This window comes from Chamaesiphon sp. (assembly GCF_041738855.1).
Classification (GTDB): domain Bacteria; phylum Cyanobacteriota; class Cyanobacteriia; order Cyanobacteriales; family Chamaesiphonaceae; genus Chamaesiphon.
Genome location: NZ_JBGSPA010000191.1, coordinates 63347 through 78737, shown reverse-complemented (window position 1 = coordinate 78737; position 15391 = coordinate 63347). Strand labels below are relative to the sequence as shown.

General features: G+C 48.3%; 20 protein-coding genes. 5 read left to right on the top strand and 15 right to left on the bottom strand.

The window, feature by feature from the left end; all coding sequences use genetic code 11:
• Positions 1-85 precede the first annotated feature (85 nt).
• Both ACEW9I_RS20745 and ACEW9I_RS20740 read left to right on the top strand, forming a co-directional pair.
• Positions 86-562 (top strand): hypothetical protein, encoded by a 477-nt coding sequence (locus tag ACEW9I_RS20745; RefSeq protein WP_373542228.1) that lies wholly within the window; start codon positions 86-88, stop codon positions 560-562.
• 150 nt (positions 563-712) lie between these two features.
• On the top strand, positions 713-1699 hold the full coding sequence (locus ACEW9I_RS20740; protein WP_373542227.1) for an ABC transporter ATP-binding protein: 987 nt from the start codon (positions 713-715) through the stop codon (positions 1697-1699).
• Positions 1700-1726: 27 nt separating this feature from the next.
• Here the strand turns inward: ACEW9I_RS20740 and gmk are convergent, their stop codons facing one another.
• The 9 genes from gmk to ACEW9I_RS20695 all read right to left on the bottom strand — a co-directional run bounded on the left by gmk (position 1727) and on the right by ACEW9I_RS20695 (position 7536).
• Positions 1727-2278, bottom strand: a complete 552-nt coding sequence (gene gmk / locus ACEW9I_RS20735; RefSeq protein ID WP_373542226.1) for a guanylate kinase — start codon at positions 2276-2278, stop codon at positions 1727-1729.
• A 209-nt stretch (positions 2279-2487) separates the two neighbouring features.
• Complete coding sequence (locus tag ACEW9I_RS20730) at positions 2488-2757, bottom strand: 2Fe-2S iron-sulfur cluster-binding protein (protein ID WP_373542225.1); 270 nt, start codon at positions 2755-2757, stop codon at positions 2488-2490.
• A gap of 9 nt (positions 2758-2766) precedes the next feature.
• The gene (locus ACEW9I_RS20725; protein ID WP_373542224.1) at positions 2767-3411 is read right to left on the bottom strand and encodes a hypothetical protein; all 645 of its coding nucleotides are present in this window, start codon (positions 3409-3411) and stop codon (positions 2767-2769) included.
• 108 nt (positions 3412-3519) lie between these two features.
• The gene (locus ACEW9I_RS20720; RefSeq protein ID WP_373542223.1) at positions 3520-3990 is read right to left on the bottom strand and encodes a phycobilisome protein; all 471 of its coding nucleotides are present in this window, start codon (positions 3988-3990) and stop codon (positions 3520-3522) included.
• 76 nt (positions 3991-4066) lie between these two features.
• Complete coding sequence (locus ACEW9I_RS20715) at positions 4067-4561, bottom strand: hypothetical protein (protein ID WP_373542222.1); 495 nt, start codon at positions 4559-4561, stop codon at positions 4067-4069.
• A complete protein-coding gene (locus ACEW9I_RS20710) occupies positions 4558-5310 on the bottom strand; it encodes a V4R domain-containing protein (protein WP_373542221.1) in 753 nt (250 codons plus the stop codon). The genes ACEW9I_RS20715 and ACEW9I_RS20710 overlap by 4 nt, the downstream gene beginning before the upstream one ends.
• A 124-nt stretch (positions 5311-5434) precedes the next feature.
• Positions 5435-5905, bottom strand: coding sequence for a 2Fe-2S iron-sulfur cluster-binding protein (locus tag ACEW9I_RS20705; RefSeq protein ID WP_373542220.1), 471 nt, complete (start codon positions 5903-5905; stop codon positions 5435-5437).
• A gap of 25 nt (positions 5906-5930) precedes the next feature.
• The gene (locus ACEW9I_RS20700; RefSeq protein WP_373542219.1) at positions 5931-6815 is read right to left on the bottom strand and encodes a hypothetical protein; all 885 of its coding nucleotides are present in this window, start codon (positions 6813-6815) and stop codon (positions 5931-5933) included.
• 505 nt (positions 6816-7320) lie between these two features.
• Positions 7321-7536, bottom strand: a complete 216-nt coding sequence (locus ACEW9I_RS20695) for a hypothetical protein (protein ID WP_373542218.1) — start codon at positions 7534-7536, stop codon at positions 7321-7323.
• Between the two features lie 34 nt (positions 7537-7570).
• Here ACEW9I_RS20695 and ACEW9I_RS20690 point away from each other — a divergent pair, with 34 nt between their 5' ends.
• Both ACEW9I_RS20690 and ACEW9I_RS20685 read left to right on the top strand, forming a co-directional pair.
• Positions 7571-8755, top strand: coding sequence for a hypothetical protein (locus ACEW9I_RS20690; RefSeq protein WP_373542217.1), 1185 nt, complete (start codon positions 7571-7573; stop codon positions 8753-8755).
• Between the two features lie 90 nt (positions 8756-8845).
• Positions 8846-9445 (top strand): hypothetical protein, encoded by a 600-nt coding sequence (locus ACEW9I_RS20685; protein ID WP_373542216.1) that lies wholly within the window; start codon positions 8846-8848, stop codon positions 9443-9445.
• Between the two features lie 148 nt (positions 9446-9593).
• On the opposite strand, the gene psb34 is transcribed toward ACEW9I_RS20685, so the two are convergent.
• The 3 genes from psb34 to ACEW9I_RS20670 all read right to left on the bottom strand — a co-directional run bounded on the left by psb34 (position 9594) and on the right by ACEW9I_RS20670 (position 12083).
• Positions 9594-9767: a photosystem II assembly protein Psb34 gene (psb34, locus tag ACEW9I_RS20680; protein WP_373542215.1), complete on the bottom strand. Its 174-nt coding sequence runs from the start codon at positions 9765-9767 to the stop codon at positions 9594-9596.
• A gap of 201 nt (positions 9768-9968) precedes the next feature.
• Positions 9969-10715, bottom strand: coding sequence for an SIMPL domain-containing protein (locus ACEW9I_RS20675; RefSeq protein WP_373542214.1), 747 nt, complete (start codon positions 10713-10715; stop codon positions 9969-9971).
• Positions 10716-10823: 108 nt separating this feature from the next.
• Positions 10824-12083, bottom strand: a complete 1260-nt coding sequence (locus tag ACEW9I_RS20670) for a hypothetical protein (protein ID WP_373542213.1) — start codon at positions 12081-12083, stop codon at positions 10824-10826.
• 257 nt (positions 12084-12340) lie between these two features.
• On the opposite strand from ACEW9I_RS20670, the gene ACEW9I_RS20665 reads away from it, so the two are divergent.
• Complete coding sequence (locus tag ACEW9I_RS20665) at positions 12341-13135, top strand: hypothetical protein (protein WP_373542212.1); 795 nt, start codon at positions 12341-12343, stop codon at positions 13133-13135.
• A 57-nt stretch (positions 13136-13192) separates the two neighbouring features.
• Here the strand turns inward: ACEW9I_RS20665 and ACEW9I_RS20660 are convergent, their stop codons facing one another.
• The 3 genes from ACEW9I_RS20660 to ACEW9I_RS20650 all read right to left on the bottom strand — a co-directional run bounded on the left by ACEW9I_RS20660 (position 13193) and on the right by ACEW9I_RS20650 (position 15215).
• The gene (locus tag ACEW9I_RS20660) at positions 13193-13681 is read right to left on the bottom strand and encodes a DUF4079 domain-containing protein (RefSeq protein WP_373542211.1); all 489 of its coding nucleotides are present in this window, start codon (positions 13679-13681) and stop codon (positions 13193-13195) included.
• A 466-nt stretch (positions 13682-14147) separates the two neighbouring features.
• The gene (locus tag ACEW9I_RS20655) at positions 14148-14618 is read right to left on the bottom strand and encodes a TspO/MBR family protein (protein WP_373542210.1); all 471 of its coding nucleotides are present in this window, start codon (positions 14616-14618) and stop codon (positions 14148-14150) included.
• A gap of 159 nt (positions 14619-14777) precedes the next feature.
• A complete protein-coding gene (locus ACEW9I_RS20650; RefSeq protein WP_373542209.1) occupies positions 14778-15215 on the bottom strand; it encodes an NADAR family protein in 438 nt (145 codons plus the stop codon).
• Positions 15216-15391 lie beyond the last annotated feature (176 nt).

Sequence of the window (15391 nt, the reverse complement as noted above, 5' to 3'; positions counted from 1 at the left end):
CTGGCATCACCGCTAGACAATCCGGTGTAAATAACTTGAAACTGTTAAAATACACTCAGTCTGAGCAACCCAATCAAAAATTACCATGACATATACTCCTGAAGAACTCAACACGATCGCGCAAGCTCCGATGTCGATCGGGATGGCAGTCGCACTGGCAGATATGGGCATTGTTTCCACTGCGATCGAAGCCGTCACCCTGTCCAAAGAACTCGCTGGTGCTGCCAAAAAGTATCCCAATAACTCGATCGTCCAAGCTACATTTTCCGAAGCAGTGCTAACTAGTGGCAAGATCCACCGCAGTAAACCAGATGTCACCGCCGCTGATATCGAGTCTGGCGCCGTCATCACCAAATCGATATCGGCTGTAGATCGGGCGATCGCGACAATCGGTACCAAAGCAACACCTCAAGAAATTACCGAATTCAAACAATTTATCTATGCTTGTGCCGAAGCAGTTGCCAGCGCGGCAGGGAGCGGATTATTTGGTTCGGGAGATCCCAAAGTCAGCCCCGCAGAGGCATCCGCCCTCGCTCAAATCAAAGCAGCATTGAGTATTTAGCTGACTTCATTTACGAAGGATTCGGCACAGGATAAAGTAGAGAGGCGATCGGTTTTTTGCGAGAGCGATTTTGGCTCCATACCGCACCAGATGCGCGCATTGCTCGACACTTGGCTCCGATCGATCCTCTCTACCCCGACCCCGATAATTATGACTATCACTACTCAAGTATTAGATCGAGCGGCACCGACTTACACGATCGCATCCGCGATCGAGACCGATCGACTAGGCAAAGTCTACCGCACCGGATTTTGGCTCAATCGCAAGGTTGAATCATTAAAACAATGTACATTGCAAGTCGAACGCGGTGAAACTTTTGGGCTGTTGGGCTTGAATGGTGCGGGCAAAACTACGCTCCTCAAGACCTTGCTAGGAATTGTCAAACCAACTAGTGGCAAGGGATTATTGCTCGGCAAACCATTGGGCGATCGCTCGATCAAACAACATATCGGCTATCTCCCAGAGAACCCCTACTTCTACGACTTTCTGACAGGTTGGGAGTTGCTTGAATACACCGCCGGACTATTTGAAATACCGCGATCGATCCAGAAACAACGCATTCCCGCCTTACTCGAACTAGTGGGTTTGGCTCAGTCAGCCGCCAAGAAAAAACAACTCCGTCAGTACTCCAAAGGGATGGTACAACGGGTCGGGATGGCTCAGGCTTTAATCAATGACCCCGAACTCGTTTTCCTCGACGAACCGATGTCTGGACTCGATCCACTAGGCAGAAAACAGATGCGCGATATCATCGTCTCCCTGGGCGATCGCGGTAAGACTGTGTTCTTCAATAGTCATGTCTTAGCTGAAGTCGAACAAATCTGCAATCGAGTGGGGATCTTAGCCCAAGGCGAATTAATCTGCTGCGGAACTTTAGCAGAATTACTGACCGATCGCGATCGCTATTATTATATCGCTGGTAGCGGCGGCGATCGCGATATCCTCAATCGCTGGATCGATAATATCGATTATCGTGATGATATTTGGTCGGGAAAACTGCATGGCGACCCGCAAGAGTTTATGGCTACTTTGCGCTTGATGAATGCCGAATTGATCTCGCTCCAACAAGGACGCGCCTCGCTTGAAGAGTTTTTTATGGAACAGATGGAACTACGCGGTATTAGATCGAGTAGCTAGTACAAAAAGATCTATAGCGTTAACTCTTTAAATTGGTGACACCAACCGATCGAGTTCTGCTAAAGCTATCTCAAAGTCATCATTGACAACTTGGAAGTCGAATTCAGCTTGGGCAGCTATTTCTACTTGCGCCTGCTCCAAGCGGCTGAGGATCGCTGCTTCGCTTTCAGTACCGCGTTCGCGAATCCGAGTTTCGAGCGTCTGAAGATCGGGTGGGAGGATAAAAATCCGTAAGGCATCAGGAAAGATGCTGGCAACTTGTCTGGCTCCAGCTAGCTCGATTTCGAGGACGATCGATCGTCCTCGATCGAGTTGCGCTTGTACTGGGGCGATCGGTGTACCATAATAATTCCCAGCAAACTCCGCCCACTCCAGAAGTGCGCCAGCGGCGATCTCCCGCTCGAAGCGATCGCGGGGATAAAAATAGTAGTGAGTGCCATCAACCTCGCCTTCACGGGGCGATCTGGTGGTCGCAGAGACAGACAAATATAGTTCGGGATGCCGTGCGAGGAGAGCTGTGAGTAGTGTCCCTTTGCCGACACCACTAGGTCCAGTTAAAACTATCAGTCTGCCTGTCATATCTAGCTGGCGATCGCCTAAAAACTCATGAGTATTATACTCTCGATCGATGGCTTACTCCTAGTGTGAAGTTAGATATCTGGGGTAGTGGGTGGATGGTGGATGGTGAATGGCGATTCGCTCCCGCCTTTGTTCCCCGACGGTTTAGCGCGATTCTCCTGAGGGAGAGGCTACGCCAACGAGACAGTGAATGGTGGATGGTGCGAGGTCTAATTGGTGGTAGCGATGTAGCGATGGACGATCGATAATTCGTCGCTGGGGACAGTCGCAATACACGCCCGAACGGGATTGTCATGCCCTTCGATTGCTACTTTACAGGCATAACAGGCACCTCGGAGACAACCAGTTGGAATCGAGACACCGCCGCGCTCGGCGACATCGAGCAATGACTCACCTGGTTGCGCGGTAACGGTAATGCGATCGGGTAAGAATAGAACGGTGACAGGCATCGGTGTGGGGTGATGGTGGGGTGGGAGCAAACTGAGGGACTAGAGCGAGTTGAGTGCATCGGGGGTCAACATCCCGCGATCGAGATGGGCGCGTTCGATCGATTCGATGTGTGGCACACTCCCAACTAGGAACTGGATCGAGGTGGGAGCTTCTTGCCAATTCGTGGCACAGGCTCCAAGTTTTTGGCTAGTTAGAGTAGAGAACCAACCTGCGAGGAAACCTGCTTCAAGACTGAAGGAACGGTGGGTAGGAGTATCTTCAACAGTCATCCCGCTGGCAATCCCCGAATTAGCGATCGTCACGATTACTAGTCCGCGTTTGGCAAGTCTAAAATCGATCTCAGGTCTACCCAAACCATGAACTGCCCACACTGATTGGACATTGGCAAAAAATTCCGTGGAAATCGTTTCCAATAGCGGCTGGCGATAATATTTGACCATATCCTGTACCATGCGATCGCCAAAAGTTTTGCCCCAGTTGTTGCCAAAAGTATAGAGGGCTAGATAGGAAGCTTCGCCTGCTTCTACTCGCAAAATTTTGGGGATACTGCGTAATAATACTTCGGGGATAGCAATCAACCGATCGCCATGTCTAGTTGATAACAATCCCGATGTAGGGTGGGATTTGACATAGCTTTTGGGATTAAAGCAATTTGCCGGAATGGAAATTGTCGATGTGGTCATAATTTGGAAAACTACTCTTTTACCAGTATCGAGTTATGTATTAAGGATGGTGGATAGTGAATGGTGGATGGTGAATCGCTGTCAACTGTCAACTGTCAACTGTTTACTTTAATTGGACATGATTGTTTGTTCGCCGAGTTTGAAATAAGGCTTGAATAAGTTAGCTTGTTCTTTGGGTAGCTCAGTACAAATTGACTCGAATACAAATTGAACGCCATGATAATGATGTAAACCCATTGCTTGGAGGACATTTTTCTGCCAATACAGAAACCGATCCTTCAACATTTCCTCATCTTGCAACAGCATTCCGAGCGCATAATATCTCAATGCCAAAGTGAGATCGCGACGACAGCGGACAATTCTCGCTTTATCGATCGCATTATCATTTGGAGTAGTTTTGCTTGCTTGCATCAATGTCATCGCGCGATCGATGATTGATGTTTCGTTGGTTTGGACTGCCAAATATGCCTCTTTGCGCTCCGCCCAGGAAAACATTGCATGTTCCAGGTTACGAAGATCTTGCTTGCTGGCATAAGTGCCATCGGCACCTTCAACTAATGCTTCTAATAATGTAATCATGTGTTAGCTCTGTATGAAGAAAATCTAAATTATCAAAATATTTGGTGAGCAGATCGCGCCTGACTGCCATCGAGTTTCAATTTAGCGAAACATCGTGAGTCCTCACAACTCTACCAGTACTAGCAACTTTTGCCTGGATAGTTGGAGTTGAAATCTGCCATTTGACCCGCTCGAATAATTCCCCAACTGTCTCCAGCGACAATCCACTTGGACTAGCTAAATTAGTTCGTACAATTTGAGGAGGAGCCGCTACTTTGACTACAATCGGTGTTGGTAGCATCTGCCACTGTACCCGATCGAATAATTCCCCAATCGTCTCGAATGAGGAAGCTTGAGTAGAGATTGCTAGTGGTGTAGCGATCGAGATCGCCGTAGTTTCACTCGGCACATCGGGGGCGACTTGCTGAAAATCGGGAGGTAAAAGCTCGAAGCTGCTGCTCCGGCTACCGTGGCGATCGAGCGATCTAGAGAGGCGTTTTTTGGGCTTGAGGATCGCCCGAATCAACCTCAAAACCGATCGAATAAATCGAACAAACGGATGTCTTTTCCGACGTTGGTTGCGGTTACTCATACTACACTTGCAGCGTTGGCGGAGCCTCTCCCTTGAAGAATCGCGAGTTCGGGTTCGACGGGGAATTCGCCTGCTTCAAATCGTTCGGCAATCTCGGTCGCATTTGCTCCAGTAGTAATCCAAAATTCGGCGGCTTGAATCCGGTCTTCCGAACCGACCAAAAATCGACAAAAATCATTACCCATTGCATAGCACTGGATTTCAGTACTGCATAGATTCTGATTGAAAGCGACGCTAAAGAAGCCAGCCAGCAATCCCGAATACAGATGACAGACTGGTTTGCCTACATATCCCAAGGATTTGGCTACTGCCGAGTCATACAGATCGATGTAGAAAAAACCACTTTCGCGACCACTGAGATTGGGCGACCACTTGCCCCAGCCTTGGGCTGTAAAGGGCCACCACCAAGTTTCCAGCGCAAATGCCAAGTTGGTAGTCTCGATCGTCAGATTGTAGAATTCCTTGAACCAAGCCTGAAACAGTACCGCATCCTGTTTGCCCCAATCATACCCAATCTGATAGCACAGCCATCCAGCGGCTTCGCCAACTTCGTGTTCTAGCCCTTTCAATAATGAGACGATAAAGTCTTCACCGACGAGGAGATTGCGCTGGTGATGGTAGTCTTCAATCTTGCCCTGTTCCGTGTCAAAGTTGAAAAACTTGGCACGACTGTAGTGACAGGCATCGCGGGTAGCGCGACTCGGCACGAGGGGATCTCGTGAAATTTGGTTTCGCTCTTGAGAGATCATAAGGTAACTCTGTAATGATTGTCGATTGCCACAACTAACGCAGTGAGAATTGAGCGCAGATCCGATCGTCTGTATCCTTCTGTATATAGTTATCCCAAGTTGTCGATCGTTATTGCTATCGAGATTATTTTTTTGCTAAATAATCTGTAAACTTGTCGCTTGCTGCTTTCATTTTTTCGAGAGCCGATCGCAATACCAACTTACCTGCTTCTACCAATACCTCACCCGTCAGCGGGTGGATCAGTGTTTTGGCGGCTTTTTTGCCGATCTTTTGTTCCAAGTCTTGCTCTGACTCGACAAAAGTTCCGGTCGGCAACTCGATGACGATCCCATCGCCGATCGCCCGAGTTTGACAAGCCAGCCTCGCCCCAGGTCGATCGATCTTGGTAAACTGAAGTGTCATCTGCTCTTGCTGTGTGGGCGCAGTCAAAGATTCCAACCCGTTTACTACGAAAAAATGGCACGAAGCACACATCCCTTGCCCGCCACAGATCTGGTTGACGAGGATATCATGCTCTTTGAACACCGACAACAAGGTGGAGTTTTCTGTGGCTGTCACTTGCTTGCCTTCGATAGTGATGGTAACTGTTGCCATGAGATGGTTGATTAGTTGTGGGTGGTTAGGACGTAGTAGTGAGTAAGTCTTGGGCGGGTGGCGAGAGATCGGAATTTTGCAATATCGATCGATAGTCAATAATAATTCGTTCGCATTCTTCAATAAATAACCCGACCCAGATCCGCAAACTCTGGATATCTTCGGCTGTCAGTTCCCGATCCAAGACGCTCTCGGTACAATCAATTTTGCTGAAGTGATCTGCCGACCAGTTGGCAACAAACGGAAATTCATTGACGATCCGAGTATGTGCCTTGCGCCAGTAATTACCTTGCGCTAGTGGCCCAAAGTAGTTGTTGCTCACCTTGACAATCTCTGCCAATGCGGCAAGCATGATGTGTCCCGCGATCGCCCTTTGTCCTAACGCACTAGGCGGCGGTGGGATCGTCGCTGTGAGCGGTTTTCCCAACGGCTCAGTGACGAGATGCTGGCGACTGGGTTGAGCCGTCGGCGTTCCCAATCGTTGAGTCTGTGACTGCGATCTGACAGTTGTCGCGATCGTCTGCAACAACCGATCGAGATCCATTGAGTCTCTAGTAATCACCTCTGTCAGACCACAGGTTTTGACCAATTGGCGAAAAGAATCGATAATAATCCCTTGTGAGGAGAGCAGCACGATCGGTAGATCCGGTAGGATCTGGTGACATGCGTGGGCGATCTCCGAGTAACTAGAGCGATCGATCTTGCCCAAAATCACCACATGCGGTCGCTCGATCGTCACACTTCCTACCAGTTGGTCATAAGTTTTGACAATCTTGATACCACTTTGGAATACGCGATCGACATTAGCTTTGAGGCGATCGCTCTCTGTTGGATCTGATTCCGCCAACAACACGCGGATGGGTTGCAGATCGGCATCTGTCATATTTCTGATTTCGATGGGGGTAGGCATCTCTGGCTATCTGACAATTGTGTAGAGACTAGAACGGCGGCACCCAAAATCATCGCGGCAATGATGCTTGAAACTGAGCTAATATGCAGTACCACCCTGACAATACAGTTTCTATTTAGAGTATGCCCAGCTCTGTTGGTAAGATCGCACTTTGAAGCTAATTTGTAAGCCAACAGACTTCTTGCTTAGTACTCAATCTCACATTTTGTGACAAAACAAAATTACTAGTATTGGGAGGGTAGAGGGTAGCGATGCGCGATACGTAGGCTTTGTCGAGGGTTTCGCGAGACAAGACAGCGCATCAAGACAGAGGGTAGAGGTGAACGGTGGATGGTAAATCATGAATGCCTATTTCTTCGGTGGCAAGAAGTAGTATTTTTTATACCAATTGTTACTGAGGCTCGATCTCAACAGTAATTATAATTTCTTAACTATCTCCCATAACTCCTGCCCCATCACACTCTGGGAATCTATCTTTTGAGTGTGCCACTTGGACAACTGTCCATTACAAATCTGCATTGATTCGCAACAAATCTTGACTCAATCCGTTACAAGTAGCAATGTCACCAGTCGCTGAAAACCACAACTCACTCTGACGTTGAGCTACTAGCCGGATGTTTGCTGCTGTATCACCAAGAGTAGCGATCGATCTAATGTAAAAAAAGTGACACACGTCATACGTATTTCCAGGATTTAGCGCGTACATTCGATATGTAAGCAACTATCAGCTCACATCGTCAGGGAAAAATCACACCATGAACGCGCATCCACACTGTCTGCCAGCTACTAGCAATCGTCAACGATCGCAGTCGAACTTAGTATTACTATCTAGCAAGCAGCCACTGCCGGAGATGTTGGTCGCGGCTCTGGACGTTCATGTCAAGGCACCGGGAGGGCAAGTCAGAGCGATCGCCGAGCGGATTGCGGTGGAAATCGATCGGATCTGTGCCAAGAGCGAGCGGATTCAAAATTCGGGCATTTGTGAATCTTGGCGGGTGGGTTTGGCACGTCATCGGGTGTCAAAATGTCTTTATTATTACCAGTTGGGTTCCAGACAAGGACGGATCGAACTGCACACTCATCTGAGTTCGATCGTTTATCGCTATATTACGATCCCCCAGTCTCAACTAGGATTTCAAGCTCGGTATGCACTGATTGAAGACTTTCTCCAAGAATTTTATACCGAGTCGCTCAAAGCTTTTCGGCGGGAAAATGCGCTCGGCGACACCTATACGCCACGCACTCTGCTCCAATTGGTAGAGTACATGGTATTTACAGAATGCTATGGCAAGCGGCGGATTCAGCTCCGCTATGGTAGCAGCCAACAACTGATCGTCCTCCGCGCTCAGACTTTTGCCAAGCGGCAGCCCAGCGAAACATCGGTAGATATCGAGCAAGCTTTTGAGACTGCCCGCGATGAAGATAGTGATGCTGGCTCCAAGATGATGCAACAAATCCGTGCCAAAATGGTCTCGGATAATGTCGATGCCAGCGATGGCGTCCTCAGAGATCGGGTAATTGAGGAATTAGTAGCTTATTTGACAGCACAGAATCAACCAGCTTGTATTGATTATCTGCTGTTGAAGCTAGAAGATATCTCAGCACTTGAAATTGAAAAAACACTAGGATTGACGACTCGCGAACGCGACTATCTCCAACAAAAGTTTAAGTATCATATCGAAAAGTTTGCGCGAGTTGCCAATTGGGAACTAGTTCACCAATGGCTAGGAGCAGAGATCGATCGCCAACTAGGATTGACAGAGCGTCAATGGGATGTGTTTGCAGCTCAACTATCGATCGAGCAGCAGACATTGATGCAGCTCAAACAATCCAATCATAGCAATGAATCAATCATGACAACTCTCCGATTGACAGAAAAGAAATTCAAACTCCGGTGGTCGGAATTGTTGCAGTTAGCCGCCCAAGTCCGAAATCAGTAGATAGTTGATAGTTGATAGTTGACAGTTGATAGTTGCACGTCATGGAGGTTCCCTCCAGCGGATATTTTGTAGTTTGGGATACCGATCGTTTTGGATTATAATAATGGGCGATCGCTCAAACAATCGGTTGTGAATGTGAATTATCTACCCCCATGTCCACAGCTCGTTGAATATGCGTGTGACGATCGCGCCCCCAGGTTGCAACCACAATTGAGAGCGATCGTGGGAGCAGTACCAAATACCTGTCCAGAGCAACTAGATACCCTCGCCAACCTGTTGGTGCGAGACTTGCCCAGCTATGCCAACCGCATCATTCAAACCAGGCGCAAGCGGACGGATAAAGTGTATAGTTCGATCGAGATTGCAAGTAGACCAGAACTTCAACCGCTCGACATCCTCAGTCGTGAGTACACACCGAACTTTCCCCAAGCTGCGCCTACACAGATATTTGTCACTACTTTAGAACGTCAATATACCGGAGTGCGATCGGCACAGTTACAGCAGTTTCACTGGTTATTTATTGCCAAGACGCGGCTGGGATGGCGATTGGTGAACATCTATACGCGGACTGGCGGCTTCCCTCTCGCCAACAATCTCATCTCACCCCCAGTCGAGAGCAGCAAAACGATCGTCGGTACAGCAGTCGCCATCTGGCTCAATGACTGTTATTTAGGGCGTATCAGGAGTTAGGCTTTAGGCTTTAGGCTTTAGGCTTTAGGCTTTAGGTGTTAGGCTTTAAGTGTTAGGTGATGAAATTTGGGACGCTTGCGTCCTAGCGATCGACAATTTTCTCTACCCTCTACCCCTAAAGCCTAAAGCCTAAAGCCTAACACCTAATTCAAGACACAGCCACGGCAATTAAAATCGAGCCGACGACTAGCACTAAACCAACGATACCGATCGTGAGATAGTTACGATTGAGATCGGTACTGGTTGATTGGGCTACATACATTTTGGGTTCGGTGGGGAAATTATTTAATCTGGTATCTCCGTCATTATTGATATAAGGCATCTGCTCAAAAAATTAATTAAATTCTGTCTATGCTACGATCGAGCGCAAACATCGATCCAGCTCGGGACAAAGAACGTAATAAAAATTTGTAGACGGCAATTGTGACATTGCCGCAGATGGGGATGAAATGCGCGATCGATCGCCAGAAAGCACAATTGATGAATTGCTTTTTGTTGTTATTTAGCAATTGATGAGCATCGATTACTCAATCCCAAATGTGACTGATACGACTGCGGTGATTTCTTTGTCGATCGAACTAGTATCGTATCGCCCTTCACTGCTCACCACCGTTGAGTAGCGCGGCGTGATTTGAAATACGCCCGTATCAGCACTCCGCACGCCACCGACGCGGTTACCAGTAGTTTTGGCGATCGATTCGGCTCTGGCTTTGGCATCTTTGGTTGCTTCAGCCACCATCTCGATCCGGACCTTGCTTAGTTCGGTATAGAGATATTCTGGTGGTTCGGAATTGAGGGGGATACCTTCGGTGATGAGTTCGGTAATCTGCTGTGATAGTTTGGCATAACGATCGACTTGATTCGAGCGGATTTCTAGTCTTTGGCTGAGTTTGTAGGCAGCAGTTTTGCCTGTTTCTTTGCCGTCAAACAGTTCGGGAATCGCCACGGTTTCGAGCGAATCAAGGGAAATTTCTGAAGCTGGCACCTTTGCCGCTTGGAGATAGCGTTGGACGCGATCGATTCTGGCTTTTAGCTCTTGATAGGCGGCTTGAGTAGTTGGCTGCTGACTAGATACCGATACTTTCCAGACGATGTAGTCGGATTTAATCGGGCGTTTTGCCGAACCAGTAATCAGCAAGGCATCATCGACGCGCTTCATACTCCGAATCGCTCCCGCCCACAGAAATGAGCTAACAATCAGCGATAGAGACAGTAAACTTAACCCAGCTAGTAATTCAGGGAATCGATAACGCGATTCAGTGGTTGCCATGATTTGTAACACTCACACACAATATGTTGTTGGTGAGGCATGATGACAATCCACCCGCCTCGATCGAGTCTACAGCAAGGCGATCGATTATTCCTGAAAGTTCATGCGTTAGTTGAGATGATTGTCGCGATCGAGGATGACTACTTGAGAGATCGGGCGATCTACTACCAACCGCTGGGCGACACCGCCAGGGAGGACACCATAGACAGCACTACCATTGCTATAAATGATTTGCCCATTGGCACCAACGTCAAAAGCCAAGACGCCACGACCGATCGTTTTTGGTTCCCGATGGGGATATTGCTCGATCAGTTCCCACGAGCGAGGTACTAGTGCAGGCGAGTCAGCATCGCCGAACCGTCGATTGCGCTCGATCTGGGTGCCAACATCGATCGCTCTCCCCAAAAATACCATCTGCTGGGCGTGACTGTGTGCCAATGGTGGTAGTGGGATCAGTGACTTGCCTGTATGGCTGCGGGTGAAGAGGTTGAGCCACTCACAGATGGCTCTGAGGAGCCGTGCTGGTGAGAGGATTGCTTCTTTGATTAGTTGCGACAACGACATTCTTTGCTGGAGCGAACGGTAGGGACGGCGAATATAGTAAAGGGTACCGTCGGCAGTCATTTGGGGGCTGAGGAGGTCATATTTGGGGTCACTGGCGAGGGTTATCACTTCTTGGCGATCGATGTCTAGTTGCTCGATTGTCGAATGCTTTTGTTCGACGATCGCACCCATACTATCGCGCCCGATCCCTGCTGACTGAAAGACGATCGCCCGTCGAAAGCCAGGAATCCACTTGGGCGCGAGATCGATCGAGTCGCCTTCGGTTACCTGTTCGAGCTGGACGGCATTGACAGGCATCGTCGCGATATTTGCCGTTCCATCTTTGCCGATCGTCGCACAGGCGATGAGTTGATAATCAGGATGAAAGTCCACGCGATCGACTTTAAAATCAGCACTATGAAATAATCTTTTCTCTTTTGCTTGCTGATGCTGCTCTGCGGGCGATCCACCGCTGATATTGACGGGGACAAACCGTTCGAGCGTAAAAATCCCTCCCACTTCTCCAGCGGCGAGGGTATACAACAAGCGATCGGCACCAGTCGGGCAAACACCCTGTACGGCGACCGGAACTATGCCTGCGGCAGTCTCTACTCTCAAGCGATCCTGTTGCTGGACATCGCCAGAGATACCGTTGGGCATCAAACTCGCACTCAGATTCTTTTGCTTCCAGCCATTGCGCCGCTGCAACTCCAATCCCCGCTGCTGTGCGGCTCGTCCAAACTCACTGGCGATGGCTTGGGCAGTCGCCGCACCCAATTTCAGGTACAGTCTACCCCCAGATAGGTATGCAAAATTAAAACTCATGTGACAGTCTTCAGTAAGCGTTAGCTAGTGAGCATTTGAGGTATGGCAGGAGATCTACTATCCTGTCTATACTGTTCCCCAAGAGTGGCACAGAGATCGCATTGTGGTAAAAATTCCTCATATATAGGGGTCTAAATACCGACCTTGGCGAGATCGTGCCGATAAATGTTCGATCGGATCTTGAGGTCTATACTAGAAGAATTGCTGACAAGATCGGATCGATGCTGTCGGTTGACCAGTGCCAAAATTCAAATAAGATGCAAACTCCTAATTCCAATCGAGTAGATCGATCGCACCTCATCGCGATCGAGATGTCGGCAATCGGGCAAGCTCGGTGGAAAGCAATGCTCACTGCTCGAAAAATTGGGACTGCGAAGAAATTATTATCGCGAGTTCCAGAAATTCATACCGAACCAACTGCTAGAAGAGCTTTTAATGGTCAAAAGTTGGATCGACCGACTTGGGAAGCGATTTTCTATGGACTGAATCTCGATCGAGCAGATTTTTTTACCGATGTGCAATGGTTCGATCGCAATCTCAACACGCAGTGGGAAATGCTGTGGAAATTAGCCCAAAATGCCAGCGATCGATTTGGGTTGGTATTAGCTGAACCAGTAGCAAAGATCGCTACTAATGATGGCGTAAAAAATGAAAAATTTGTGCAGACGATCGTCAGTCGGACATCAGTATCGATCGAGATACCTGCGGGGCTTACTGGTTATCTATTATTGCTAGAACGAGACGCATCTGGCAATATTGTCATGCTTTCTCCCTCACCTTTGATCGCCAATCCCATACTCTCAGGCGGATTGCAACGATTGCCGCAATCACCACCATCGCCCTTTCCCTACTTGCAACCTCTGACTGTCGGCACTACCGAGCTGTGGGCAGGTATTTTTGCCAAATCACCAGATTGGCGATGGTTGACAGCAGCACAAAATAGACCACTCAGGTTAGATTTGGCGCAGCTTACAGAGGTATTTGAGTCTGCCCGTAAACAGCCCAAAGGTACTCAAATTTGGCGATCGAGTTATGTAGTTACAGAGCTTTGAAATAGGACATTGATGTGTTACGGCGAAGCAACACACCCTACTTCAAACTACTCGAACCTAAATCGACAAACCCAACTTCAAGCCCATGAGTGCATGGACGACCATCAATACTCCGATCGTACTGCCAAAATAGGCATGAACTTTCCGCAATTCTGGTTTGTTACCACCAAAGCCAGTAACCGAAATGAGGCTATTGATGGCTAGAAAAGTCAGGACGATGGAGCCAGTCAGAAAGTGCGGACTCGCCATAATGGCATGTTTTTGGATGACTAATGATAAGATCCCACCAGTGGCACCGATCGCCATAAAGGCAAACATCACTGGCATGATTTTCCGATGCTCTGCCTTGCTAGCGATGGCTAGTTCGGGATCGCTAGCTGTCAAGATTCTTCCTTTCCAACCAGCATAAGCACCATACCCACCCATCGCAAACATGACGATGCTCATAAAGAAGGGATGTCCCCATTGAGTCAGCAATGTGGGCAGATTGAGGGCGCGAAATTGACTAGCCAGCGGTTCTAATAGTAGTGATAAATTTTCGCCCACGATCGCTATATCCTTGTTGTGTGATGGTTTCGATCGCTATTGTACTAGAGTAATTAGGCTTTAGGTTTTAGGCTTTAGGCTTTAGGGGATAGAGGGTAGGGAGATAGCGGACAAGTTCGCTATTGTTCGTTGTATTCAGGTAGCATCTGCCACAGATCGATGTCACTTTGACATCGATCCCCACTCATTTCGACCCTCTATCCCTAAAACCTGCTTGGTGCGCTGTCTTGAACTAAACACATGCGGAGGGAACCTCCGCGTGATTTGGGTCGCTAAACCCTCGGCGAAGCCTACGTATCGCGCATCCGCTAAAGCCTAAAACCTAAAACCTAAAGCCTAATCAATACGGTTCGGTTAAGTCCATTTTCTTAGATATTGTCAGTCCGCGAAGGCGGACTTTGCATCACTAGCAGCGGTTTCAACCGCTACCTAACTAGCTAACCGAACCGTATTGAAAGCCTAATGCCTAATTCCGATTCAACCCTTCCATCGCCCAAGTTACATAAGTACCGATCGGACTCCAGAGGAGATAGGGCACGAGTAGCCATGTGGCTGTACTGGAGACGGGGTAAACCAAGATCGCCAGTAGCAACCCGATAAACCATCCTGACGCGCCGACGAGCGTACCAGCGTGGAGATTCTTGAACCAAAACATAGAAGGCGTGTATAGCATAATTGCCACCTCTAGCAGCAGATACAGTGCCATCAGTCCCCACGGTGAACTATTGGCGGGAGCGGCTTCCCAGACATTGTATGCCGACCACACCCCACAGATGAGAATTACCGTCCAAATAACTGGAATCAAGCCCTCAAATGTCAACCATTGGGGGCGGCGTTGCCGATTGAACCACCGATATCCTTCTGGCGTATTCAACCGCCCCAACCCAAATGCGACTAAGATCGCCACGATGCCAATTACCAGCCAGGATTTAATCATGCAATTAGGGGGTGGAGGGTAGAGGGTAGAGAGTAGGAGTATAGTTGTCATCAAAGTCCCAGACTCAAACCATTGACGATTTGCAGCTTACGCCGTTATGTCTGCTGAGAAAACTTCGTCAGTTTGGTTGGGAGAGTGAGGCAAAACAGTGACTTTCAACTACCCTTTCAATATCTCTCTGACTCGCATTAAAGTCAATCCAAGTTGATTGCGACCACTCCCATCTTTACCACATCCCCAATAATAATCATTGGGAGCATTTTCGACGAGCGGTTCATCGCCAGTACCGAGCAAAATGTCGCGAATATCCAGGTGGATCTGAAACTTGCACAACACCGCCCGATACATAATTTCGTCTTTGACTTCATCCCAATCACTGCGGAGTGGGAAAGTACGTTTGCGCCCTAGTTTGGCAGCATCATTGGGTGTCCGAATCGATCGAATCTGTTCGAGATAGGGTGTGCCGACAAATTTCTGGGCTTGGAAATAATGTTCGGTAGTATACCACCACAATTTATCCATCACAAATCCGTGCTTGGAAAAGTTGGAGAAGCAACCATAAGGTAGCTCTCGATCGGTGTAAAAATATATAGTCAAAGCAGAGGATATAGGGGACGATAAACGGGGGCTTGGGCGAGGTAAATCAACAACCCGATGTCGCTCAATCGATACCTCATGAACGTGGATTGCATAACTTACAACTAGCTAGTAGGGGCAATTCATGAATTGCCCCTACTAGCATCGTACCGCGTACCAAGAAGTTATTTGATTTG

Coding starts and splice junctions, on each gene's coding strand:
- ACEW9I_RS20710 (WP_373542221.1), bottom strand. CDS start 5,310: ATGATCTCTCAAGAGCGAAACCAAATTTCACGAGATCCCCTCGTGCCG.
- ACEW9I_RS20690 (WP_373542217.1), top strand. CDS start 7,571: ATGAACGCGCATCCACACTGTCTGCCAGCTACTAGCAATCGTCAACGA.
- ACEW9I_RS20740 (WP_373542227.1), top strand. CDS start 713: ATGACTATCACTACTCAAGTATTAGATCGAGCGGCACCGACTTACACG.
- ACEW9I_RS20655 (WP_373542210.1), bottom strand. CDS start 14,618: ATGATTAAATCCTGGCTGGTAATTGGCATCGTGGCGATCTTAGTCGCA.
- gmk (WP_373542226.1), bottom strand. CDS start 2,278: ATGACAGGCAGACTGATAGTTTTAACTGGACCTAGTGGTGTCGGCAAA.
- ACEW9I_RS20670 (WP_373542213.1), bottom strand. CDS start 12,083: ATGAGTTTTAATTTTGCATACCTATCTGGGGGTAGACTGTACCTGAAA.
- ACEW9I_RS20725 (WP_373542224.1), bottom strand. CDS start 3,411: ATGACCACATCGACAATTTCCATTCCGGCAAATTGCTTTAATCCCAAA.
- ACEW9I_RS20665 (WP_373542212.1), top strand. CDS start 12,341: ATGCAAACTCCTAATTCCAATCGAGTAGATCGATCGCACCTCATCGCG.
- ACEW9I_RS20745 (WP_373542228.1), top strand. CDS start 86: ATGACATATACTCCTGAAGAACTCAACACGATCGCGCAAGCTCCGATG.
- ACEW9I_RS20715 (WP_373542222.1), bottom strand. CDS start 4,561: ATGAGTAACCGCAACCAACGTCGGAAAAGACATCCGTTTGTTCGATTT.
- ACEW9I_RS20705 (WP_373542220.1), bottom strand. CDS start 5,905: ATGGCAACAGTTACCATCACTATCGAAGGCAAGCAAGTGACAGCCACA.
- ACEW9I_RS20720 (WP_373542223.1), bottom strand. CDS start 3,990: ATGATTACATTATTAGAAGCATTAGTTGAAGGTGCCGATGGCACTTAT.
- psb34 (WP_373542215.1), bottom strand. CDS start 9,767: ATGCCTTATATCAATAATGACGGAGATACCAGATTAAATAATTTCCCC.
- ACEW9I_RS20700 (WP_373542219.1), bottom strand. CDS start 6,815: ATGCCTACCCCCATCGAAATCAGAAATATGACAGATGCCGATCTGCAA.
- ACEW9I_RS20675 (WP_373542214.1), bottom strand. CDS start 10,715: ATGGCAACCACTGAATCGCGTTATCGATTCCCTGAATTACTAGCTGGG.